16 protein-coding genes are annotated in these 23,110 nt (G+C 35.2%); 3 read left to right on the forward strand and 13 right to left on the reverse strand.

Translation table 11 applies throughout. From position 1 onward, the window contains the following. Positions 1 to 21: 21 nt before the first annotated feature. The 4 genes from MHB55_RS15640 to MHB55_RS15655 form a co-directional block, all read right to left on the reverse strand. On the reverse strand, positions 22 to 393 hold the full coding sequence (locus tag MHB55_RS15640; RefSeq protein WP_340863589.1) for a four helix bundle protein: 372 nt from the start codon (positions 391 to 393) through the stop codon (positions 22 to 24). A gap of 13 nt (positions 394 to 406) precedes the next feature. Continuing rightward, positions 407 to 790 (reverse strand): four helix bundle protein, encoded by a 384-nt coding sequence (locus MHB55_RS15645; protein WP_340863590.1) that lies wholly within the window; start codon positions 788 to 790, stop codon positions 407 to 409. 43 nt (positions 791 to 833) lie between these two features. Then, the gene (locus tag MHB55_RS15650; protein WP_340863591.1) at positions 834 to 1,763 is read right to left on the reverse strand and encodes a DnaB-like helicase C-terminal domain-containing protein; all 930 of its coding nucleotides are present in this window, start codon (positions 1,761 to 1,763) and stop codon (positions 834 to 836) included. A 145-nt stretch (positions 1,764 to 1,908) separates the two neighbouring features. After that, entirely contained in the window at positions 1,909 to 2,616 is a 708-nt protein-coding gene (locus tag MHB55_RS15655; protein WP_340863592.1) for a hypothetical protein, read from the reverse strand. Positions 2,617 to 2,742: 126 nt separating this feature from the next. Here MHB55_RS15655 and MHB55_RS15660 point away from each other — a divergent pair, with 126 nt between their 5' ends. Further along, positions 2,743 to 3,303, forward strand: coding sequence for a hypothetical protein (locus tag MHB55_RS15660; protein WP_340863593.1), 561 nt, complete (start codon positions 2,743 to 2,745; stop codon positions 3,301 to 3,303). Positions 3,304 to 4,502: 1,199 nt separating this feature from the next. Here the strand turns inward: MHB55_RS15660 and MHB55_RS15665 are convergent. Further along, positions 4,503 to 6,188: a hypothetical protein gene (locus tag MHB55_RS15665; RefSeq protein WP_340863594.1), complete on the reverse strand. Its 1,686-nt coding sequence runs from the start codon at positions 6,186 to 6,188 to the stop codon at positions 4,503 to 4,505. 238 nt (positions 6,189 to 6,426) lie between these two features. Here MHB55_RS15665 and MHB55_RS15670 point away from each other — a divergent pair, with 238 nt between their 5' ends. Together MHB55_RS15670 and MHB55_RS15675 are read left to right on the forward strand one after the other, a co-directional pair. Beyond that, on the forward strand, positions 6,427 to 7,404 hold the full coding sequence (locus MHB55_RS15670) for a ParM/StbA family protein (protein ID WP_340863595.1): 978 nt from the start codon (positions 6,427 to 6,429) through the stop codon (positions 7,402 to 7,404). Then, a complete protein-coding gene (locus MHB55_RS15675; protein WP_340863596.1) occupies positions 7,401 to 7,682 on the forward strand; it encodes a hypothetical protein in 282 nt (93 codons plus the stop codon). Before MHB55_RS15670 ends, MHB55_RS15675 begins: the two co-directional genes overlap by 4 nt. An 88-nt stretch (positions 7,683 to 7,770) precedes the next feature. Here MHB55_RS15675 and MHB55_RS15680 read toward each other — a convergent pair whose 3' ends face one another. From MHB55_RS15680 to MHB55_RS15715, 8 genes are all read right to left on the reverse strand, one after another. Beyond that, on the reverse strand, positions 7,771 to 9,021 hold the full coding sequence (locus tag MHB55_RS15680) for a DUF6602 domain-containing protein (protein WP_340863597.1): 1,251 nt from the start codon (positions 9,019 to 9,021) through the stop codon (positions 7,771 to 7,773). Positions 9,022 to 9,099: 78 nt separating this feature from the next. Continuing rightward, on the reverse strand, positions 9,100 to 11,157 hold the full coding sequence (brxL, locus tag MHB55_RS15685) for a protease Lon-related BREX system protein BrxL (protein ID WP_340863598.1): 2,058 nt from the start codon (positions 11,155 to 11,157) through the stop codon (positions 9,100 to 9,102). 16 nt (positions 11,158 to 11,173) lie between these two features. Continuing rightward, positions 11,174 to 13,738 (reverse strand): BREX-1 system phosphatase PglZ type A, encoded by a 2,565-nt coding sequence (gene pglZ / locus MHB55_RS15690; protein ID WP_340863599.1) that lies wholly within the window; start codon positions 13,736 to 13,738, stop codon positions 11,174 to 11,176. Between the two features lie 116 nt (positions 13,739 to 13,854). Further along, entirely contained in the window at positions 13,855 to 14,718 is an 864-nt protein-coding gene (locus tag MHB55_RS15695) for a hypothetical protein (protein ID WP_340863600.1), read from the reverse strand. A gap of 113 nt (positions 14,719 to 14,831) precedes the next feature. Beyond that, complete coding sequence (gene pglX, locus MHB55_RS15700; RefSeq protein ID WP_340863601.1) at positions 14,832 to 18,311, reverse strand: BREX-1 system adenine-specific DNA-methyltransferase PglX; 3,480 nt, start codon at positions 18,309 to 18,311, stop codon at positions 14,832 to 14,834. Between the two features lie 13 nt (positions 18,312 to 18,324). After that, on the reverse strand, positions 18,325 to 21,903 hold the full coding sequence (brxC, locus tag MHB55_RS15705; protein ID WP_340863602.1) for a BREX system P-loop protein BrxC: 3,579 nt from the start codon (positions 21,901 to 21,903) through the stop codon (positions 18,325 to 18,327). A 16-nt stretch (positions 21,904 to 21,919) separates the two neighbouring features. Continuing rightward, positions 21,920 to 22,486 carry a DUF1788 domain-containing protein gene (locus MHB55_RS15710; RefSeq protein WP_340863603.1) on the reverse strand — a complete coding sequence of 189 codons (567 nt, stop codon included), beginning with the start codon at positions 22,484 to 22,486 and terminating at the stop codon, positions 21,920 to 21,922. Positions 22,487 to 22,497: 11 nt separating this feature from the next. Then, a complete protein-coding gene (locus MHB55_RS15715; protein WP_340863605.1) occupies positions 22,498 to 23,094 on the reverse strand; it encodes a DUF1819 family protein in 597 nt (198 codons plus the stop codon). Between the last annotated feature and the right edge of the window lie 16 nt (positions 23,095 to 23,110).

Raw genomic sequence — 23,110 nt, forward strand, 5'->3', positions numbered from 1 at the left:
TAAACTGCAATTAATTTCTGATTACTCTTCAAGATTTCTCTTTAACCATCCGAAATAACCGTTCAGTAATCTCATTAATTCACCAGAGTAATAGTCTACCTCAAATCCATATTCGTAGATTATTTCTACTTTTTTGTGGAGTTTATCCAGCATTTGTTCAAGCTTTTGTAACTCTATCTTTGCATCATTCAATCGCTTGAATCGAAGTTTCATATTATTTTGTCCAATAGCAGTTGCTATCTTAACTGGAATGCGAGTTACCATCCTTCTTATTTTAAAAGCATCTTCCAATGCAATTTGGTTTTGATGTTTCTCGATAAATTCATAGCTTACAAAGCAAAGATCAAGTGCTTTGTCATATATGCTCATGTTACGTAAGGTTTCTATTTGCATTTATAACCCTCCATTACCCCGTTATTCTTCTGATCCTCTGCATTTTTCCGATAAGCATTTTCAGAATTTCTTCTGCATCATTGTCGAGAAGTTTATAATCTTCTTCAGAGATATACCCCATCATCAGACATAAGTCCAGAAAGCTCCTCACCTCAGAAATACTACCTACAGAAATATTGAGGTAGCTGAATTCCTCTTTATAAGATATACGTGCATAACCTTCAGCGATGTTAGCAGTAACGCTTGATACGGCACGACGCATTTGGTCTGCAATGTTATATCTCTCGAATGCAGGAAGGTTATTAACTATTTCATATATCTTTTTGACGTAAAGTGCTGATTTTTGATAAACAATTAATGAACGAAAATCACCAATATTATCTTTTGTGTAATTCATCAATTTTGCTCCTTTTATCATTTTTCGATTATTATTAAAAAGTTCATCCTTCTTGGAAATAACCATAATCTATGCGGTGAGTAAAATAAATTTGATGATTACTTCCTGTACGGGCGTTCTTAAGTTGCAGTCTTAATAATTCATTTTGAGAAGTAGTGGATTGATTTTTGGGGGTTTGTTCATGTTGAGGAGGAATCGCTGTATGCAGAAATGAAAAGGTAGTAACATGACGCTCAATCCCTTCAGATGTTGAGTAGCCCTTTAATAGATTTTGGACATCATTGGGATTCAAATCGAAGGTCAGAAGTATCGGGATTTGAAGTTTTACGGCAATTTGTCGAATCGTGTCTATTTTTTCGTTAAGCAAGCTTTCATCTTTATTCCAAGAAGAAAATTCATGCAAATCTATTAAAATGACTGACTGACTGTAAGCTTCTTTTTGCTGTAGTATCTTATCCTCCAATGAATACATGTCGAGCATTGGTGTCTCTGTAAGACTAATAAACTTAATTGTTGGAACTACCTGATTCAATAATTGCTTATATTTGAGAGGATCGCTTGATAATTGGTTGGGTACTTGGTTAAGTCGGATTGCATTGGCGGGGTCATTTTTATAGGTGGTTCTTGCAATAAATCGTTGGACAATGGAAGTTTTGGATTCTTTCGATGAAATCATAATCACAGCGAACTTTTGTTTTGTAAACTCCTCAGTCATATGGATTAACAATGACCGTTTTCCGATGTTTGGCATTCCTGCGATTACATGTAATCCTGGTGAATATCCATTTTCTAATATTACATCCAAATTAGGTAGTCCAGTTTTTGCAGACGTTTCTTCTTTTAATTTCTTATTATATATTTCTCTTAAATAGTTGATTAACGGTGGAAATCTATATCCTTTAGTGGAACTTTGCTGAACATTTTCATTTGTCTCACTTGCTAACTTCTGCTCATTCATTACTGTATTAAGCATTAATACAATCCTCCTTGTTTTGTTGTATATTCATTAGTGTAACCCCTTATAATGCTATTGTAGATCAATTTGTAAGGTTTGTATCTACCAAACTGGTTCGACCTTGTTTGAACTTACCTCCTCAAGTCACCACTTTGTATTTGTTTTAATATATCCGACCACTTAAAAAAGAAACTGTTGATTCTATCGGATATCCAAGTAACAATCCTGTTAATACATGCTCCCATTTCCTTTTTTCACAACTCGCATAAGCAAAGTCTTTTATAAAATAATTCAATTCTAATTCAGCAGTTTTTAGTAAGATTTCTTCTTCCTCTGACGTTAGTAAGTCGTAACCTAAATGTTCACTGAATAATTGATATGAACTAATCAATTTTTTAAGATCGAAATGGTCTTTAACTTTACCTCGATTGGCGATTCCAATTTCATAGGTATCTCGCTCTTGCTTACTTACTTCAAAGTGAAGTCCGCTGAGCTTGACTCTTTCGACCATAATCTCAATATTTTTGCTATTTACGATAATAAATCCAATGGGTTTTAATCCTTTATTTACTGCTTCCAGTAGTCTCTCGTTACTCCCTGATCTCTCTCCATTTTCTAACAAAACATCATATCCTCCGCAATAGATCAAGTTCATCCACCTTACCATCGGAGATTCGAAAGGAATATTAATTCCCCTTGGATATTTGTATCTACATAACAAATTACCATTGCTCACAACTACCATTTCATGGTTCTCTTTATAGTCTCTTCTGAAGAATCCCGAAAGCCCTAAACCTTGTTCATTACGATAATTCCCTTTATAGGATTCCTTAACCGTTGCCCATCCATCTACTGATATAATCTTTCTCATAGTTTGTTCCTCCTCTAAATTTCTCGATTTTGTAGAACGAACATCGTGTGTTGTTCTATAATCATTATATATGGGCAATGTTCCTTTTTTGTTGCCTCGGAGACAACTTGTTAAGGAGAAAATAATATGATAAAAGAATCGTTAAAGTCTAAGTTAATCAAGTTCATTTCAGAAGGACAAGCCAAGGAACTTTTATTTGTTACGTTAAATCAAATTGATGCGGAAGAAGAACCAGATGACTATGGATTTTTCGGACATAGTTTAAGTAACTTTCAGTTAAATAAGCTGGATAAACATTTTGAAAAAAGTAAAAAGACTAAATCTGTTGGACAATATCTACTAACACTGACCACAGATAGAGGAATCTATTCATTTAACGACGAAACTTTTGGTGATGCCTTAATTAATAAAGCATATTGGAGCAAACTCGTTAATGATAAAGTTTCTAATCACGATAAAGACAAGCTAATTAGAATATCGATTTTCCTTAAACTAAATTTATTGGAAACTACTAAACTTTTGCAGAAGGCGGGATTTACTCTTAGTGAGGAGAACAGTAAAGATAATCTTATTATTTTTTGTTTAGAGGAAGGCATTTATGACCTAAAAGAAGTAGAAGAAATTCTTGCGGAATGGAATCAGAGAACGCTATTTTCTAACGTAAGAACTATCAATTCGATCAACTAACAATTCTTAATCAAATAACGCCCTTAGAAATATTAGAAGATTTACTCTAAGTAAATTATTGTTTTTATTTCTTTATTAGTTGCTTGTTGTTAGAGGTGACTCAGTCAATCAACTTGGTCAAAACATAAACCTATATATAGATTCAAAAACAGACTTCTGCAAATTTCACATAGAGTCCAAAGAAGCTTTTCTTACTAATAGTGCTGTTGCTTATTGTCTACTTGGGCTTCTATTGGTTGTGGATACTATAAATTAATTGTAATTTCTGCAGGGGTAACTTTCAATATCGCTAACGCTTAAAGTACTAATAAAATAGTCTATAGCCGTATTCAACTGAAAAGTTGTATTGCTCGTTCGATTGAGAAAGCAAATGAAGATAGACTGTATCTTATTAAGTTGTATGCAATTCTTCTTATATAAAGTAATAAGTTTAAATCATACAACTTTTGAAAGTGTCGGTATCGTCTAATATGAATTGCATTATTAATAGGGTTGATTTACTGGATTCCACAACCTTTTGATAATATGGTCAATCTATTATCGAAATTCAATTTAACTTCCAGCACCATTGAATGCTGTAGCATCATTTAAATTATTGTCTAAGACCCAAAAGTGATGTCAATAATATTCCAATGTAATGATACTACAGTATTTTTACGGATTCTAATTGTTGGAATACAAAAGCGTTACTTTAGTCTACTCTATTTATTATTGAATATATTTGTATCTTTAAGGCTACCCTTTCAAATAAATTAAATTTATATTATTCTACAGTGCTAAAAATCAAGTTAGATTGTAGCATCAAGCCATATATTATTTTTCATTTCAGTATTACTATAGATACTTAGTGCAAAGAAAAACAAAAGAATTTCAATAGTATTCCTTTATGTTGTTTTATAGCATGATATTTTTTCAAAAGGTTGGAATACAAAAGCGGTATACCCATCTGTGTTAAATATCTTTAGTTTTTATAGATTTGAAATTGTTACCAGTTGGTTATTACCAATTGAAAAAGAACACAATACCGAATGATTCATATTCCGAAAACCAGCTCGACAATCCTGCAATACTCTTTTTCGAACGAACAATACAACCATACATCTATAAACCATATAACTTTCGTGTCTGCTCCAACATTATTTTTGATTACATTAATAGAACAGCCAACATATTTCTGTTGGCTGTTCTATACTTCTTTTCTATCTAAGAATTATTTTTTGTCCATTCATATCAAAGCCGTTTACTTCTAAGAAGCCTTGAATAGCCTTCATAACTTTCGAAAAATTACTTTTGTCCGATATACCAATCTCCTCTCTAATAGCTTTCTTTTGTATACAGATGGCTCCAGATCTTTTGGCATCCATAATTGCCCTTATTGTTCCTTCGACTTGCTGATCGAATTTCTTTACTGTTTTGGTTCGACTCTTGGTATCACTTTTATTATTAGCTTGCATACTTGTTTTCTTGTATTGAATTCCTGGCAATTGATTTACCACAAAGTCAACTACGTCCTGGTTATCTGTGAGTACATACATGTTTGAAACTCTGCTATTATCTCGATTAACCCGTTTAATTGCTTGATAAATTTCTCCTGCAATGGCTGTTTTTCTAATTTTCTCCACCTCTTCGTGTTGAAATACAGAAACATTTCCTACACTTTGTTGATCATTCATTCGATAGTACATATACGTTAAAGCGTATGCTAAATAATCAAAGTTCGGTGTTTTCATGATAACGACATTATCAAAATCTCGATAAGAATTTACTCCAATGATATTTCCGAAATAATCGATTTTGAATTTTTCATTCATCATCGCCTGAACTTTTTCCGAATCATATCTATTTAACAAGTACTCAGTGAGCTTCTTTTCAATAATAGCCTTATTCTCTTTGTCTGATATAAATAAAGTTTTTCCCATTTCTTCTGGTAAAATCGCATGAAATGTTTTTTCGGGTAGGTTAATTTGAGAGGATAGTTCCTTTTTGCTTGTTTTTATCTCGATGTGGTTTAAGGTAGATGGGGAGTAATCATAAATTTTTGGCTGTTGTTTAACGTGATATTTTTTCGAAAGGCTATATCTATAGTCAAATCCATTTGCATCTAAAATAATATTATTATCCAACAATAACATCTGAATTTTATTATTAAAAGTATGGAAAGCCCCTTCGTAGAAGTAGCATCCATTGGTAAGGACTTGTTCAATCTTACCCAAGATTTCTTTCTCTTTTGTTCCACTAACACTATCAATAATGGATGGTATTCTATCTCTTAGTAGGCAAAACTCTCGATCATCAAATTCAACTAATATTAACTCGTTTCCCTTTTCTACCTTTCTATTAATTTCGGTTTCCATTAAGCTTTTTCTCAATTTATATACAAGGGTTTTAATGGATTGATCTTTATATAAATACTCCATCATCCACATATATCCTATTTCATCTTTACTAACCGTTACTCGCTCTAAAAAATCTGGGTATTCGTCAATTATTAGTATATTGCGATCTTTCCAGAATTCCTCATGATTTCCTTTACAAAATGAAATATACATTTTATGGGTTATGCACAGGACTTGTGCTTCTTTAGCTTTACCTCTTCGTTTTACTTTTTTTGCGTCCTCCCCAGTAAAAGTTTCTGCGACCCTTCTGCCCGCATGTACATTTATTGTAGCTACGGTTTTCGCTAATTCATCGTCTTTTAAGAACCGTTGAACATAGAGTACACGATAAGGTTGCGTTTTTGTCATGTCTCCTACGAATTGAAATGTGTTCGTACTCTTTCCGCTTCCTGCCTCATAATCATAAATATAAAATTGATTCTTATCCCACAGTTCCTTATTAGTTATCTGTTCTTTCAATTCTTTAAAGTAATCCAGCATTTTAGTCATTATAATGACCACCCTTCAATAGTTTATGAATCTATCATATAAGGTAGTCAATATCTGATATATGCCTTTATGGTTCTACCTTGTTTTAGGTGGTAGATACTCTTTACTCGTGAATTATTGAGATTTATGACATTTCATATAGTTAAGACACTATTAAACTAATATTTTTATGAAATGTCTTATAAATCAGTAGATATCAGTATAGAATACAACATACTAATAAAAGGAGTGATTTAAAGTGAAAGAAAAAGTGTTAATCGCAGTAGACTCTGGAAAGTTTATGACGAAAGCAATCTTAAAAAGTAAGGACAAACATGCTATAACCAGTTTTCGTTCAAAAATGCAGGAAGTAGGGCAAATCGGAGTTGATATCCAGAAAGGATCATATCTTGTTGATTACTATGAAAAATCCTATTTGGTGGGGAATATGGTGGGAGAAAATCATAGCAACTTTGATTTAACTAAGACGATTGCCCTTCACAAAATTTGTATTTATACGGCTATATACGACCTGTTGCACATGGCAAATCTTCAAGTTGAGAATGTGGAAATTTGTTTGGCTATCAACACACCAATTTCGACGTATAAAGACGCATCTGCAAAACAAGAATACAAAGACTTCATTGAAAATAATAGAAAACCTATTGTACTATCTGTAAATGGAAAACCAATTTTTATTCACTTAACAGATGTCATTACCGCTTTTGAAGGCATGGGAGTCGTGTATGAAGAAATGGAAAAAATGAGAGGCAAGCATATTTCCGTACTTGACGTGGGCGGGCTTAATACAACACTCGTCACCTTCGAAGGCATTAATCCTATTTTTGATTCAATGACTGTATTTAACGGTGGGATTAACATGTTGAAAGGAAAGTTAGGTAAGCTAATTAACCAGCGTTACGGGGTTGCTGTAACATCGAATGATCTCGAACGAATTCTCCAAAACGGTTACTTTTCACACGCTGGAAAAATCCACGAAGACAGCAAATTGCTAATTGAACACTTGAAGGCTCAACACTTCAAAGAGATAATCGAGTTCGCCAAGAGTCAGGATTATACGTTTAACAATGTTGAAATTCATTTCGTTGGAGGAGGATCTTATATGCTCAGCGAAGTGATTCAAAAGGAATTTCCTCAAGCACGCATCATCATAAACCCCCAATTTGCCAACGTCAAAAGCTTCCTCAAAATCTTGGAGATTAAGTATGCGGTATGAATCGAGAACGTATCACAATCAGTTTGTTAACCGATGATAATGACATCATTGGGCATCTTCACACAATCAAATCCGAACGCACAATCAGTTCTTACCTTCGCCATCTGATTCGCCAGGATATGCTCAACAATCCTCCAATAAATACCCTCGATCAATTAGCTGAAGAAATTGTCCGTAAACTTAGCAACAGTGAACTTTCATTTGCATCAACAAGCGAAAAAACAACGAAAATAGCAGAGAGCTTAGAAGACATGAGTATTATCAACACATTATTTTAATCAATATAAAAAAAGCCGAATGATCATTGATTCATGTTCGGCTTTTCTTGATGCATTTAGAATATTTTTTAAGAAAAGAGTTTTACGATTATAAGTTTCTCATTAACCAATTTGAAAATCTACCTGATTTATTATCTGCGACATACCATTTTCCCCTTGCTGTTACTACTTGACACTGATCGGTTAATAATCCAATTTCTTCTTCATCTTGATAAGCAAGACCCTTAGCTTGTAAACTTTGTATAACTTCCTCCAAAGATTTTTCATTGTACAAATCATAGTCCTCTAATGGTTCATCATTAGCTTTTAATGTACCATAATTACATAACATCATTAATAACACTGCTTCTTGATCTGTCACTTCTTCAGGCATCCATTCGTGTGTAGAAGGTCTGTTGCTTAGATCGTGCTTTTCAATCCGTTCATATCTGACTTCCCATCCCATTGCCTCACCTTTTCGAACAGCCTTACACCTTAGAAATTGATTGATAACTTCCTGTTCCAAATCTTCTCCAAATATATCCGATGAAATTTTATACTTATAACTAAGCCTTGTCCAAATCAATTCCAGTAAGATACGAATTGGATGGTTTTGAGTAGAACCATAGAAATTCCAGTATCCTTCCACATCAATTGGCCCGATATAAGGCATTGCATGAAGTTTTAGTATGGAACTATCACCACTAATTATTAAATCGGGGAAAACTACAGGACTGAAACCTTTGCTTTGAACATTATCAGTAAGATAAGAAAAAAAAGCTTCTCGTAATGCAAACTCTGACTTGTAGCCATAATATCCTAAAGCTATCCTTACTGGCATTATTTCATGAATGAGTAAAGTATGATAAATCATTTCCTCTTCAAAAGAAAGCTTTTTCAAATCGCTATAATTAGGTAGCTCCTTTTTCACTATTTGCCTAAATGCATCTCTTAAACCTTTGGAACTCTCCAAATTGTAATCACTAATTGAATAAATATTTTTCATCTTTTCATACGAGTCCTTGATTTCATTAAGGTAGAGTGTTTTTTTAATTTCGATTACGGCAATAACTTGTGAATATTCATAGATATATTTATTGGTATATGGTATCTTTTCACCCTCTCCCTCCACAATCATGCAATCAATTTCATTACTAAATTCTCCATCCACATTCTTAATTTTTCCCGCTTCAATCCTTATATCTAAGCCTTTAAACATTGCTATATCTAAAAAGTGTGCCGTTAAACCCTCATACATATCCCCTATTGTTGGACCATGTTTAATTATTTCATACTCCTTAATGATTTCTTTTTCTTTTTTTATCAAAGTTTGTAAAAAATCAGAAATTGTAACTATCATCCTAATCCCCCTCGTATATTAGTCCATATTAAAATAGGGTCGGTTTTTACCGACCCTAATTAACTTTACTTTATTTTTTCAACTTACCCCCAACGCCTTAAATACGGCATCAATCGGATCCGCATAAAACACAGGTTGTACCTTTACCAATAAATCTGGAGGAACTGTCTGTAGATCCATGACAGATGAAGCTGGAATTAATACTTTCTTAGCACCTGCATCCACGCACACTTGCAAAACGTTGGCGAATTCTTCGACCTTGCTTATAGTTCCGCCGACAGTCATATTTCCTATTACAACCATGCTTTCTTGAACTGGCTTTTCTAAAGCACCAGAGCATAATCCTATTAATTCTGCTACTGCAAGCTCACTTGTTATACCAATTCCTTGCAAGTCACTAATGTGCATTAGGTAATCTTTGGTTTTTGTACTAATCAAATTGCTGATGCTTTTGCTATTGGCTGTGAAGTATCTGAACGCTGTATCGAGGCTTTCTTTTGCATCTCGTGAAGAACCAACACCTGATTTATCAAACCTCCCAGTGCCACTAACAACCTGATTTTCAAGCTTGTACACGCCAATCATGCCCGATAGTCCATGACCTACAACGTATACATGACCTGGTTTTCCCATGCCCTCTGGAATGAGCTTTCCTCCACCTTGTTCTGGAACAGATACATACTCTTCATTCAACGACTCTTTATCGATATACGAGAACATAACATCATAAAACTCCATGCCACCGATTTTCTTAAGCTGTTCCTTCACACGACGACGACCTTCAAGAGCATATTGTAAGATTTCCTCTACATCTTCTTTCGTGAATTCACCATTCGGATAAATGAGTTTCACCATACCCGAAACTGTTTTTCGAACAGCAACTGTATCACGTTGATTCAAGTTGTTTCCAAGCTTGAAATAACGATCTATTGAATCTGCATACTGTCTTTTACGCATTTCACGGAAGAATTCAGCAAGATAATCAACAATAAATCCATACTTGTCAGTAAATAAATCAGGTCGCATTTTGGGAATCTCCCAACCAGGCATATAATAGTGCATCCTATCGAAGAATGCTGTGTCATTTGCCATTTCTGGTGGGAATGGAGCAAATAAATGTGAAGTTTTCAACAACACATCTACACTTTGATTTATGTTTCCTACAAATACCATAGAAGCAGAAGCATTTTTCTCTTCTTTCCCACGTGCGAAACTTCCCGATGCCATATAATCCTTCATAATTTGGATTCCGTCTTTATCTTTAAAGTGAATCCCTGCCACTTCATCGAAAGCCACGGTATCCCACATACCTACCAATCCAACCTTACGGGTAGTCATGTTATAAAACAGATTGGCGACGGTTGATTGTCCCCCTGAAACTAATATAGAATTGGGAGAAATTTCCTTATAAACATGACTCTTTCCCGTTCCACGAGGGCCGAGTTCACACATATTGTAGTTATTCTCCACTAATGGTACAAGTCTTAACAGCAGATGCCATTTAACTCGTTCCTCTAATTGTGTTGGTTCCATTCCAGTTGAACGAATTAAAACATCAATCCACTCTTTTTTAGTGAACTGTTTTCGCCCCTCAAACACCTCTTCCATATCCATATTCGGCATTTGAATTGGTTGCAAACTACTAACACTAAAAGGATTCATTACCCGTATTTCTTCATCATAAAAATAGTCAATCTTCACCATGCACCATATGCCACCAACCAAAAGCTTATCGAACTCTTTTACAAAGTTAGAGGAAATTGGAACACCTTTTAATCCAAGATTAGAAAACTCTGCTTCATAAGTGTCAATCTTGGGATTCAAGGCTACTGTCACCTTATCAATGATTGAATATTGACCAAGCTCACGAATACGAGATTTTATTTTCTCTGCTTCATCTGGACGAACGAAATTATCAGAGAGGATATTTTTAACACGCTTGACGCCTTGTTGAATACTTTCTTCGTCATCAGTGGCCGCATACATCCCCAGTAAGTATTCCAGTACATATATAGGCACGTTTGCCCCTTCTTTGATGAGCTTCGTCAAGTCTTTGCGGACGACACGACCTGCAAATACTTCATTCAGCTTTTTATCAAGGTCAAGCGTCAATGTTTCTTCCACTCTCTCTTCCACGGTTACACCCCCTCATTTAAAAATCAAAGTCACTCACAATTCCTAAGTTAATTGTAAACGGTACTTTTTCCGTAATAACACCTGTTTCTGTATCTTTTAATACTAAATAGTATGTCTTGTTACGATCATATGAAATGCTTTTCAGAACAAATTGTAGCTTGAACGATCGCTCGGTTGGATTATCAAATGAACGATCTCCGATGATGGTTTCTTCATTTGATAGCACATTTCCTTCCGCATCCGCCATGTACATGACGACCGTACGAGGAATCAACTTATCTTCTACTTTTTCTGTTTGGAAGAAATTTAAATTGAAAATGCTGTTTGTAATTTTGCGTATCGTACTTGTTAGCCTGATATCGACCTTTTGAATGACTTGGGAGCCTTTTTGTCCTACCCGCTTATTTTTATATGAAACTAACGGAACAACAACTTCCTGTAAACTTGCCCCCCCATGCATATAGTTCACGCCAGTGCCTTGAATACGATTACGGATGGTTCCATTCGGCACATACGCCGTCAATTGTTGATCATTTTTCACAATTGAAGTTAAATCAATTGCCAGTTGTCCTGAAACATCTCGTTTCTCTTTAGAAAGCATGTAGCGACGCTTCACTTCAATCGTCTCCATTGACTCATTTCCAATCTTGTCGCTCTCTGGTAGCGTCTCCCGTTGATATAGAAAACCATGATCAGCAGTGATGTAGACATTTGTTCCACTCAAATCATCTCGAATGATTTTCACCAAATCGTACAACTGATTCAACGCATTTTCCACCGCCTCAAATGTGTAAATTTCGGTTGAAGCTTTATCGCCCATCGCATCAATTGTGTCATGATAGATATAGATAAGCTTCTTCCCTTTGAAAGTTTCACGTCTACCTGCCTTGTTCATCGCCATTATTTCTTGGAAATGAATAGCAATACTATCTTCTACAAAGGACTCAATAATTTTTTTTCGATTTTCAAGCCCAGCCGAATCTTTCCCATCGACAAGCACTCGTCCGTTTTCATCAAAATCTAAGCCCCTATGCCTATATGGAAGCAATGATGCCATTCCAAGCTTTGTAACAGACGGTACAACTCCGAGCATCGTCTGCATGTCACAGACACCCGTCGTTTCAGAGTTCAAGCGTTCAGCAAGTTCAACACCCACCTCATACCTCATTGCATCCGAAATGATGACAAACACACGCTCACCTTTTCGCATATGTGGTGCTACGATGGATGAATAGAAACCTTGCTGATTTTGCACGCCAGGAAGTAACCATTCTTCTGTCATTTCCGACTTGACTGCTTGTGACCAATTCGAGCTTAGCTCACCCATAAACCAATTTGTGTATAGATGTTCCACAAGCTCTTTCAGCTTTTTCAATAATTCATTGTTGCTTTCTTCATCATACGCAACGTAGAACTTACGGTAGTATGTATCCATGACATGATACGATTTACGGTATGCATCATATAAATCAATCGCCCGACCTTGTGGAATGCCTTGTTGATGTTCTTTATGGAATTCATGCATTTTCACCGTGTAATAAAGTGCTTCATATACAGACGCATATTTCTCGTAGTAATGTTTAGCCCGTCTCAACTTGATAAGCTTTGTATATTCCTCATAATCTTCCAACTTCTCCATCAAGCTATTCGCAATGTGAATGATAACGGCTTTGTCGATATAGGGGAATGTATCCGCCTGCCTGAATTCCTCCACTGGTACAGATTGCATAATGCTCGAAAACTGGATTTCCTGTTCGACCATTTCAGCATATTCATCAAAAACTGTATAATCCGTTTTATGATGCATCCAATGGTCTATGAACACCAATGCATTTGTCTTGTTTCGCACAGCAATAAAATCTTGAACATCCGTTAAATATTTTTCACTAACCGAATGGTTAAAAGCTGTTACTGTCAAATGAATGAACAGTGTCTTCAACGTCTTAGTTTCACGCTCGTACCCATAATGATTCGCCACATACTTCCAGAACACGTCAATATCAAAGTATTTAACCAATTGTGACAAATATTTATTATCGCTATCATCCAGCGTATCCATCAGCACCGCTTTTAACACTGCTTCAAAACCAGGTGTCTTTACGTTGCATAGTACGCTCATAATAGCCAAATCAATTGTTTCCTCTGTAAATGATTCAATTCCGAATACTTGAAACTTGCGAAAGCGTTCCTTATTGTTGAAAAATCGCTCATACTTTTTAATAACCGCTCTAAGTGATGGATCAACCTGAAGTTCACTCAAAATAAGCGATACTCTATCCGCAAAAAACGTCTTCGAATACAGAACCGTATCTGCCAACCAGTTATCCTCTACACCTAACTCCAAATTAGTATAGATTAAATAGGAAGAAGTCGGATCTTCTTCCTCTAACAAATGCTTCATGTAAAATTGGTTGCGATTAGATAATGTTTGTACTTTAACACCATCAATCATCAATTGCACAATCTCTTCCTTAAATTCTACTTCCTTGTCCACCCAGAACACAATCTTCCTCTGTTCCCCATCTTTTAATGGTTCGTTGAAAATGTCCCTTAAGGCAGACTCGATTTGTCCAATGTTCATTATCCACATCTTCTCTCTAAATAAAATTAGAATATAAATATACCAGTGAAATTAGATATATCTTGGGACTAATTGTATTATTTCTACTACAGTTTTTTAATTTTCATAGTACCCACTTAAACTTCTTCAACTTCGTATATTCGTACTATTTTTCTAATAAGCACTTTTAAATCTTCAATTACTTCTTGTGATTTGAAAATAATTTCTTCTCTTAGCTCATACTTTCTTAACTTTTCTGTATCCACATTAAATATTTTATAAAAGTCCCAATTAAGAGCCATGTACTCTGCAGAGGACATACCCAACTCTTTTTTTAATGGAGGTAATTGATTACTCTCACCGTTGACAGTACCATGTAAAACAGAATTGTATACATCTACTAAATTTCCATAAATGGGAACGAAAATATTATTATCTTCATCCACACAAACTTCACTATCATACATTTCTTCATTACTAAGCAAATTAGTAATAGATTTATTAAAATCCTTTCTTTTAATCAATTCAATTGGTAAGGCCAAATGCTCTATCTCCCATTCATTCCCTTCCCTGTCCGTATTATAACTAATTCCATCAATAATACTTCCATATATTTCTTCATACCCATTTTTAAAAATCTCTATAATTTTATTATGTGCGACCGAAACTAAGTCGATTTTATTAAATTGTCCAATTAGCGAGCATAAAGTATTACATTTTCCTTGTAATTCTTCTGATAGTCCATATTTGTATTCTTCGGAAACAACTTTTCTCAGAATAGGAGTGTTTAAATTTACTAAGACATTTACTTCGAAGTTACTTATTGAATTCAATTCATCGAGCAATGGCTGATATATGGTTTTTTTTCTTTCAATTGCTAATGCCGATTTCTTTTTCCCTCGAAAATATCCAAAAAATCCGCCCCCTACCGCTCCAATTATAAGCACTGCACTACCAGATAAAACGTCTGTAAAAACTGTATTCCATTCAACCATGCCCATTAATTATTCATCCCATTTCCGAAACACAATCATATAAATAGACTCAATTATCACTCTTCATATGAATGAAAGAGAAGTAAGTCCATAAATAAGAACCTCTTCTCCTTCTAATGTTATATCTTCGCCAATAACCCCTTAAACTTTTCATAATTCACTTGCACACCGTCATCCAAGTTAATCTCTATCTGCATATCAGCCATATGATGCAACAACTCATCATATGCTTTCAATTCGTCGATTTTCTTATCGAGCGACTTCAATTCTTTTTTCGCATCGCTAATTTCCTTCGTTGTGGAATCCCCTTCGGTAACATCAAGCAAGTCTTTCTTCTCCGCATCCATACGAATCTGAACCTCATGCAAATAATCTGTCCGAATACGGGAGAGCGTCGTTTTGTCATAGCGATGCATATAAATTAAACAGTTGAATGCCTTCTCCTTGCCAGACGTGAACATCCAGTAAATGGGGCGTTTCTTATACACCTGGACATGATCTTTATAGAAATCATTCATGAAATAGCGACGCAATACTTCCTTTGCTGTTTCATTCTTCTTCCGCCCAATTGCATCCGACACAAAATCAAGATTTTCTTCAAGTGTTTCTTCACTGAATGTCATCCGAACGAAATCGACGAATCTTGTTACAATGTCATCTTCGAAATATGCACCTGGCAGGATTGGAAGTATATTATCTTCATCTGCTGGGAATGTTTTATAACGGGAAGCATCGAAATCTCCACCTGCAAAGATTAGACCTTCTTCATCGAGCGAATAACGACCGAAAGAACAGCCGATTGCGTAGGAGATGAACCTTTTGGTGTCATGTTCTAAGTCAACTTTTCGAATTGTTATATCTGCTTCATCTACTTCAGGTGTAAGTTCATCTTCCAAGTTATAAATTTCAATAAAATTTCGATTTAAATCTTCTTCATTTTTTTTAATTTGGTTAATATGAATCCCTGTTTCTCTCTCCCAATATTGGAATGAATCACTAATTTTAGTTTCCCCTTTTATCAGAAACGGATGAACTTTAAAATCCCATGAAATTTCTGAACAATCCCAATCACGTTTTGAGATTTCAATATTTTCTTCAACAAGTTTATTGATTATTGGTTCATACTCTTTAGAGTATATAATTGGCATTCTTCCAACATCTCCAACTTGACTTGCAAGAGTTGGATTTGATACTTTCATCAATTCTGTGCTTATTTTGCTACAAAGAAAAGATAAAATATAATTCTCTTTACTATCAGAAATGAATAATGACATCCCATTAGTATCGAATAGGGATCCTTCTGGCCTTAATCTCGCTCCAAAATAAGCACTATTAGTTAAAGACCAAGTAACACTTTTCTTAAACTGATACTGTGGATTCCTTACTACAGAATTTTTAAATGTTTTTAATTCAGTTCCATCATCTTCCCAATTAATAACATAATCAAAGTTCCCATACCATTTTCTATAAGCCCCTCCTTTGTTATATGGAAACCACTTCTTACTACTTTCTTTAGCGTCTTGCATGGTTGCGGAATTTAATTTTATTAATTGAAAATTGGGTTCAAACCAATATCTTAAAAACCTATCGTTATCTGCCGTTGCAATACCTTGTTTCAACTCAGATATATCGGAAAGTAACTTTGCATTATGATAAATTTCAAAAAATCTATCACTTAGCCAATATGCAATTGGAGTTGACGGAATCCAGGTGAATTTCTTTTGTTGTATAATAAATTTTCCTAAGTTATTAAAAAACCATTCTTTTTTTTGTTCATTAGTATCTACTGCACCTTGTCTTACAAAAAGCCTTCTATAAGTTGAATTATAGTTTGAAGTTTCAACATTTCTTAAGACAAATGAAGTAGTTCCAAAATCAGGGCCAAAAACCCCTCTACCAAGATGTAACATATTAATGAAAGTTTTTTCCCGAACCAAATACTGTCTTAGGTTTTCATACGTTATTATAAACATCCATGCAGGAGGATTAATTAAACTTATCAATCCTCCTAATTTAGTGAATTTTAAACTTCGCTCCATAAAGACAGTACTTAAATCTGATTTTGTATTTGGAAATACTTTCTTACAGTATTTAGAAAGTTTATCATTCATACTTTTCGCCCCCATATATGGGGGATTTGTACAAACCACATCATAATTTTCACTAATTATTTTTGTGAATAATAATAAGGATGGAAGTTTTTCTTCAATAATTTGTTTTTCAATCATCTCCACAAGGTCAGCTTGATTCTCTTTATACTCCTGAAAATATTGTTCAAGAAGTTCATACTTTAATGGTTCCACACTTAATAATGACCCGTACTCTTTTGCATCTTTCAATGTGATTTGAATAGATTGCAGTATTTCCATAATTTGCTCATTGTCACCTGCAACATTTGCAATCATCTCATCTGTTAGCCAATTGCTCTCTTGCACAGAACAAATTTTTAACTGAATAGTTTTTCTAAATACTCTACGGGACTTTGCCCTTGCTTTCATCATAACTGCAAAAGAAGCTAACTGAACTGCACGATCATCAACATCTAATCCGTACAAATTATTCTCTAAAATAAGTTGTGGAATCTCATTTTCCATATAACCCTTTTCAAGATACATGTCGTAGAAAACATCAAATGCATATACAAGAATATGCCCACTTCCACAACAAGGATCAAGAAAAGTGATATCTTCAGGATTTACATTTTTATATCGAATCTCTTCAAGTTGTTTAATAACCTCTTCTTCCTGCTCCGCTTCATCTAAATAATATTTCCACTCATTTTGTAATGAACTTTCAGGATAACTTTCAAGCCAAATACGTCCTAATGAGTTTTCTACCATATAACGAACAATCCAATTAGGCGTGAAAAGCTGTGTGGCCGCAGGTAATGTGTCTTTCGTAATTTTGATATTCTTTTTCAGATTAGCAAAAACCTCATCCTTCTCTTCTGCAATATAATATTGATAAAGCCAACCGATAATCTCAACCTTTTCCCAATTGCTCTCTGGAATGAATTCTATATCGGTCATTTGACGAACAAATGAATCCGTTCCAAGCAATCCTTCTGGAAAGAGGATTTCCGAATAGTCTTCAATTGTCTCGAACATGAATGGCATGTAGCGATTTAAATCGTTACAATGCATTTTAATCAAATATTTAAATAGCTCATCTGTCTCGTTATTTATCTTCATATCGTAAACTTTCACCTTATCTAAATCAAGATCCAGTGACAGTGCATCTTTCATCATATCTGGCTCAGCACTGCCTGAATTTGAGGAAAGAACACGCACTTTCGTTGGTAGATAGTCATTCACTTCCATGTATCGAAGTGCAATGAAACGATTGAACCAGGTATAGGCTGTTTCTTCCATTACACGCTGGAAACTAATTTCATTGATACGAGAAATGAGCTTGCTTCGTTGTCGTCTTTCTAAATCTGAAAGCTGTTTGCCGTCAATAAAGATGGCGTCAGAGCTTTCAACGTTTGCTTCTTGAACGGATTCTGCTGTAATTCCAATTTTTCGTGCTTGCAGTTCTACTTTTTCAAGCAATTCTCTTCTGGCTTCACTTGCAAATTTTTTTAATACGGCTTTATTCATCTATTTTCACCCTTCACTCGATAAACTCAATCTGTTTATTCGATTTAATGATTTGCTTTAACTTGTTTGATAACGTATTGATGTATTTGTCTACATCTTCTTCAGTAGATAATGTTGTTATGGCAACGAGTTCTGATACTTTTACGCTATGTTTCTGAACAACAGGTTGTAAGGTTGGTGGATCCACGACTTTCCCACCATTTTGCTCTATCTGTTCTTCCTCTTTTTTACGTTTCCACTCAGCTATTTCACGTCTTATTTCAGTTGCTGTTCTATCTTTATAGCTCGTACTTTGGGAAATCGTTGCATCCACTTTGAAAATATCCGTAAACCTTTCAAGATTGCCTTTTAATTCGTTATAGTAATCATCGACACTCTGTTTCGTTTCATTAGAAACACCATATTGTTTCGCTTGCAAAGACAATTCGTCATAATCCGCTTTTAATTTTCCTTTGGCGTTGACTTTTTTCTCTGTTAAGACAAGACTTATTTCCTCTTCCAACGCATGAATCAGCTCTGGAAATTCTTTGATTTTCCGATAAGGAATTGGGTCTTGGACTATCGAACGAAGCTTGTCCATAGCTTTACCGACTTCTTGTCCAGACAGATATGCTTTGTTTTCCTCGTACTTATTCAATCCAGCCAAACCTTGATCGAAAATATCTTTCTGGTTTGTGCCGAAGAAACTTTTCACGTAAACGATATCCTCTTCCCAATCTGTCAAATCATCTTCCAGTTCTGTTAGATTTGTGAAGAATGAAGCATTATCGAGTTTGCTGTCAAATTGTTCAAAATATTCAAGTCCTTTTTCGAGCAAGCTCATACCTGGATACTTCCTGCCTTCATAGCGTGATTTGTATGCATTAATTTCGGAAATTTGTTTGTCTATCATTCCACGGATATCTTTGACAAGTCCATCTTCGTCATCTGCTAAATCAGTGGTATTGAAAATTTCTTTGCACACACGTTTTGCAGTACGGATAAGTATTTCATCGACTTTCACACGTTTAAGTATGATTCCTTTATCGGCTTCATTTGATTTTCCAAAGACCGTTAATAATTTACTTGTATCTGTTTCTGGCTCTAAATACTCGGCGTTGTAACGGATACGGATACGTTGCTCTTTCAATAGACCAGCAATAAGCCCTGCAATGTCGAGTTGTTTCCATCCGTATGGTTTGGCCTCAAAACGGTCATAAATAAGCTTCACTCGTACTTGTTTTTGTATTTGAACTTGCATATCGATAAATTCATAGACTTCCCGTTTTGCCAATTCATTTGGCTTTGGTCCGATTGAATCGTCTAAAGAAAGTTGATCATTATCTGAACCTAAAATAGCGATTAATTGTCGTTCATTCTCCAAATATTCTTTCACATACCCTAACTTTGTATAGACGTTGTCAACCAAGTGTTTGAAAGCATAATTGATTTTCTCTTTCACAGAAGAACCTTTGATATCCATTTTGTCGCCGTTGACGAAGAAAGCCCCATCTTTGATAGCATCGTCCAACAGTTCCCGCACTCTGCGTCTTCGTTCACGTACTTCCGCTTGCTTATTGTTCAAGATATTTTGAATATTTTCTGGTAGTTGAGTAATGTTCTTTTTCTTGCGGTACTCTTCGATTTGTAGTGTATCTCTCATTTCCTCAACATATGCTTCATTGCCACCAAGCTTAATAATCATTTCACCACTGCCCGAGGTCATCATCATCATCTCTTGGTCAGACTTATGGTAATGGTCTGAAAGTGGGGAATGAATTTGCAGACCAATACTTGAAGTCTGGTTGCCGTAATTTTTCTCATCCATCTTCTGGTTGTATGAGAATGCATATTCTCTTGAATAATTGAATCGTTTTTCATCATACAGGTCTTGGAATATGTAAGTTGCCAATTCACGCTTCACGATATCCTCATCAATGTTCATTTGTTTGATTTCTCGATTGATGTCCTGTTCATCATCCGTTAAGAACAGATAATAGTCTCCGTTCTTTTGAATCAATGTTTGCGAGATCAATTTACGAAGAGATCCTTTGATTTTTTCTTTTAGTTGAAGCTTATCTTCATCAATATGCGTCACCATAAGTGTGGCAATATTGTCGATGTTTGCTGGTAGTTCTTTAATATATTTGATCATGAATAAAACTTTCAGTAAGTCCATATTGAAAGGATCGTCTTTTAATACTGGATTTTCATTTGCTCCATCAATCACCCTTGAAATAGATGGGTTTAGAAATTCTTTAATCGTATCGTAAAATGCATGGAACGGAATCAGCGTACCTTCTTCTAAGTCTTTAAAGCGAAGACCAGCTTCCTTGAACGCAGAAAGCATCGAACGTTCTCCTTCTGACAAGTGCTTTCCTGATGAACCATGCTTCCTTACCTGCTCAAACACATTTTGTAGTAGCTTAAATTGATACGGAATGAATGGATATACTTCCGCAAATTCTTGCCCATTGTCATAACCTCGAAGATCCGCTGTACTTTCACCGAAGCTAATAAGGTTTTTCAAGATGGCACTCTTTTCAGGAAAGAGTACTTTTAGTTTATCGTTTACGTGCGAGTGCTTCTCTAAAATACGTTTCTTAATCACTTCATCCACTGAAATGGATGATAGGGATAGTCTTGTATCGAAACGACCTTGAATTCGGGAAAAGTCATCTCCTTTTACCTTTACTATGGAGTCTATACTTTCTTGAGATGTAACTATAATCCATGCTTTTCCTTGTGCATGTGTACCAAGATCTTCTGCAAGGGTTTGCAAGTTAAGCATTAGGCTTCGGCTATCACCAATATATTGACCAATTTCGTCTACAAGGAAAACTAAATGGAAATTAGATCCTTTTTCATCGATATACTCTTTTACATCCTTAGTAAATTTCTCTATGCTAATCTCGAAGTTGTTCACACCATTTTCAAACCAATTTCGTGCCGATTCTTCCGACATATCGGTTACTTTGGTTAATGCCCCGATAACAAAATCCGCATCGAAATAGAAACTGTTACGGCGTTCGTGCCATGATTCTCCTGCAAGTGCCTGAAATTCTTCTTTAAACAACTGATATACGCCTTGTTTGTCTAAATACTTCTCCATCTCTGCAACACCTGGGATGTCTCCAAAATATCCTCTATGCTCGTAAAATACCTTCATGAAAACTCGTAAAATAGCGTCTTCTTTGGATTTATTGTCAAGTGAAGCTTTAGAGTCAATATTGAATAGAATTACTTCTGTGTCCACATCTGCAGTCCGTTTCATGTTGGCATAAACAAGGGGATCTTTTACTTTACCTTCAAAAAAGTCAATTGGTTGCTTACCCTTTACAACCTCATTCTCCAACAGATAAGCAAGAATCTTAAGGAAATGGGATTTACCTGATCCAAAGAATCCACTTATCCACACGCCCATTTTGTCCGTCTTTCCGTTAATCCCCTTTTGGTAATTGTCGTAAAACTTTGAAATGTGCTTATTCAATTCTTGTGTAACGACATATTCATCTAACTCTTGATAAATATCCGATTCATTTGTTTGTGCTACTTTAATAACGCCTCGAATATCACGTTCAATATCTTTAAAAAACATATCTTTCAATATCATCTAAAATCCCCCTTTTCTAATCCACTAAGCGGAATGCTCGGTAGTAGTTATCATCTTTAAATTTGCTAAACAATTGTAGTGATTGCCCATCGTATTTTCCTGGAAAAAACATAATTACAGGCGTTTTATCCAACACTTCTTGTAAGTTATTCAGGATGTTGTGCGACCTCACAAATGGATACACTTTTCCTATACCAGTTAAAATGACAACATTATGATCACCCAGTTGCTCCTTAATTTTCTCCAAGAACACCTCTGGTTTTGCAAACGTCGTTAAAGCTTTAAACAAAGTATCTTTTCCTTGACGCTCCTCCATGTCAAAAATACGGTCGAATATTCTCTTTTCTTTCGTGATATCTATTAGCATTTTATATAAATCAAATTCAACAATTCGTCTATTTGATCCTTCGTAATTAAACTCTTTTTTGATGTGTTTGATATAATCTCTTACAACAAGTTCCCCTTCTGGTTCATAATCGAAGACATAAAAGCTGATTTCGTTTCCCAGACCTCTTCCATCTATGAACTTGTCCTCTTTGATTTTCGGTATGATTTGATCCAGCCTTGCATTCAAATTAGCCATGTTCTCATTCCTCATTCACCCATCGCACGGACATATCGGCCATCGCCAATATGTGTGAGATGATTTTTGATTTTCTCGTCGATGATTAAGCGGTTCAGCTCATCGCTTCGTACATTTTTTAAAATCCCCGTTTCAACAAGCACTTTTCGATATGATTGTTTCAAACGTTGAATGGTGCTTTCCGACCAACTTGCCAAGAATACATCTTGCTCCGCTTTATAGTTGAAGAAAATATTAATATCTTTCTTTTCCAATGTAAGATCGTTAATCGCCAGTTTCTCACTAACCACTTCATTCATAAATTCGAAAAATAGTTGATCTGTTTTCATAATTCCATAAAGGTTGATACATTTTGCTATCTCCACAGGTTCCTCAAGGACGTATTTCCTCAACAAAGAGTCTAATGCAGTTACTCGTCTAATGATGTAAGGTATTGCCCTTTTTATACTTGTAGTTTTTTCATATTGAAAAATATTTTCGTCAATTACTTTTGAACGTATTTCGGATTCCGACAGCCCATCATTTTTCAAAGATGTCACCTGCTTAAATTCCCGAAACATAAAAGATGCTCCTGTCAAAGCAGAAGAATACTTCATTTCCATTGTCATCTAATCAAACCTTTCA

This window comes from Psychrobacillus sp. FSL K6-1267 (assembly GCF_038003265.1).
Lineage (GTDB): Bacteria > Bacillota > Bacilli > Bacillales_A > Planococcaceae > Psychrobacillus > Psychrobacillus faecigallinarum.

What these genes read in the sequence shown, in the direction of transcription:
- MHB55_RS15640 (WP_340863589.1), bottom strand. Translation starts at nt 393, where the DNA reads ATGCAAATAGAAACCTTACGTAACATGAGCATATATGACAAAGCACTT.
- MHB55_RS15645 (WP_340863590.1), bottom strand. Translation starts at nt 790, where the DNA reads ATGAATTACACAAAAGATAATATTGGTGATTTTCGTTCATTAATTGTT.
- MHB55_RS15650 (WP_340863591.1), bottom strand. Translation starts at nt 1,763, where the DNA reads ATGCTTAATACAGTAATGAATGAGCAGAAGTTAGCAAGTGAGACAAAT.
- MHB55_RS15655 (WP_340863592.1), bottom strand. Translation starts at nt 2,616, where the DNA reads ATGAGAAAGATTATATCAGTAGATGGATGGGCAACGGTTAAGGAATCC.
- MHB55_RS15660 (WP_340863593.1), top strand. Translation starts at nt 2,743, where the DNA reads ATGATAAAAGAATCGTTAAAGTCTAAGTTAATCAAGTTCATTTCAGAA.
- MHB55_RS15665 (WP_340863594.1), bottom strand. Translation starts at nt 6,188, where the DNA reads ATGACTAAAATGCTGGATTACTTTAAAGAATTGAAAGAACAGATAACT.
- MHB55_RS15675 (WP_340863596.1), top strand. Translation starts at nt 7,401, where the DNA reads ATGAATCGAGAACGTATCACAATCAGTTTGTTAACCGATGATAATGAC.
- MHB55_RS15680 (WP_340863597.1), bottom strand. Translation starts at nt 9,021, where the DNA reads ATGATAGTTACAATTTCTGATTTTTTACAAACTTTGATAAAAAAAGAA.
- pglZ (WP_340863599.1), bottom strand. Translation starts at nt 13,738, where the DNA reads ATGAACATTGGACAAATCGAGTCTGCCTTAAGGGACATTTTCAACGAA.
- MHB55_RS15695 (WP_340863600.1), bottom strand. Translation starts at nt 14,718, where the DNA reads ATGGGCATGGTTGAATGGAATACAGTTTTTACAGACGTTTTATCTGGT.
- pglX (WP_340863601.1), bottom strand. Translation starts at nt 18,311, where the DNA reads ATGAATAAAGCCGTATTAAAAAAATTTGCAAGTGAAGCCAGAAGAGAA.
- brxC (WP_340863602.1), bottom strand. Translation starts at nt 21,903, where the DNA reads ATGATATTGAAAGATATGTTTTTTAAAGATATTGAACGTGATATTCGA.
- MHB55_RS15710 (WP_340863603.1), bottom strand. Translation starts at nt 22,486, where the DNA reads ATGGCTAATTTGAATGCAAGGCTGGATCAAATCATACCGAAAATCAAA.
- MHB55_RS15715 (WP_340863605.1), bottom strand. Translation starts at nt 23,094, where the DNA reads ATGACAATGGAAATGAAGTATTCTTCTGCTTTGACAGGAGCATCTTTT.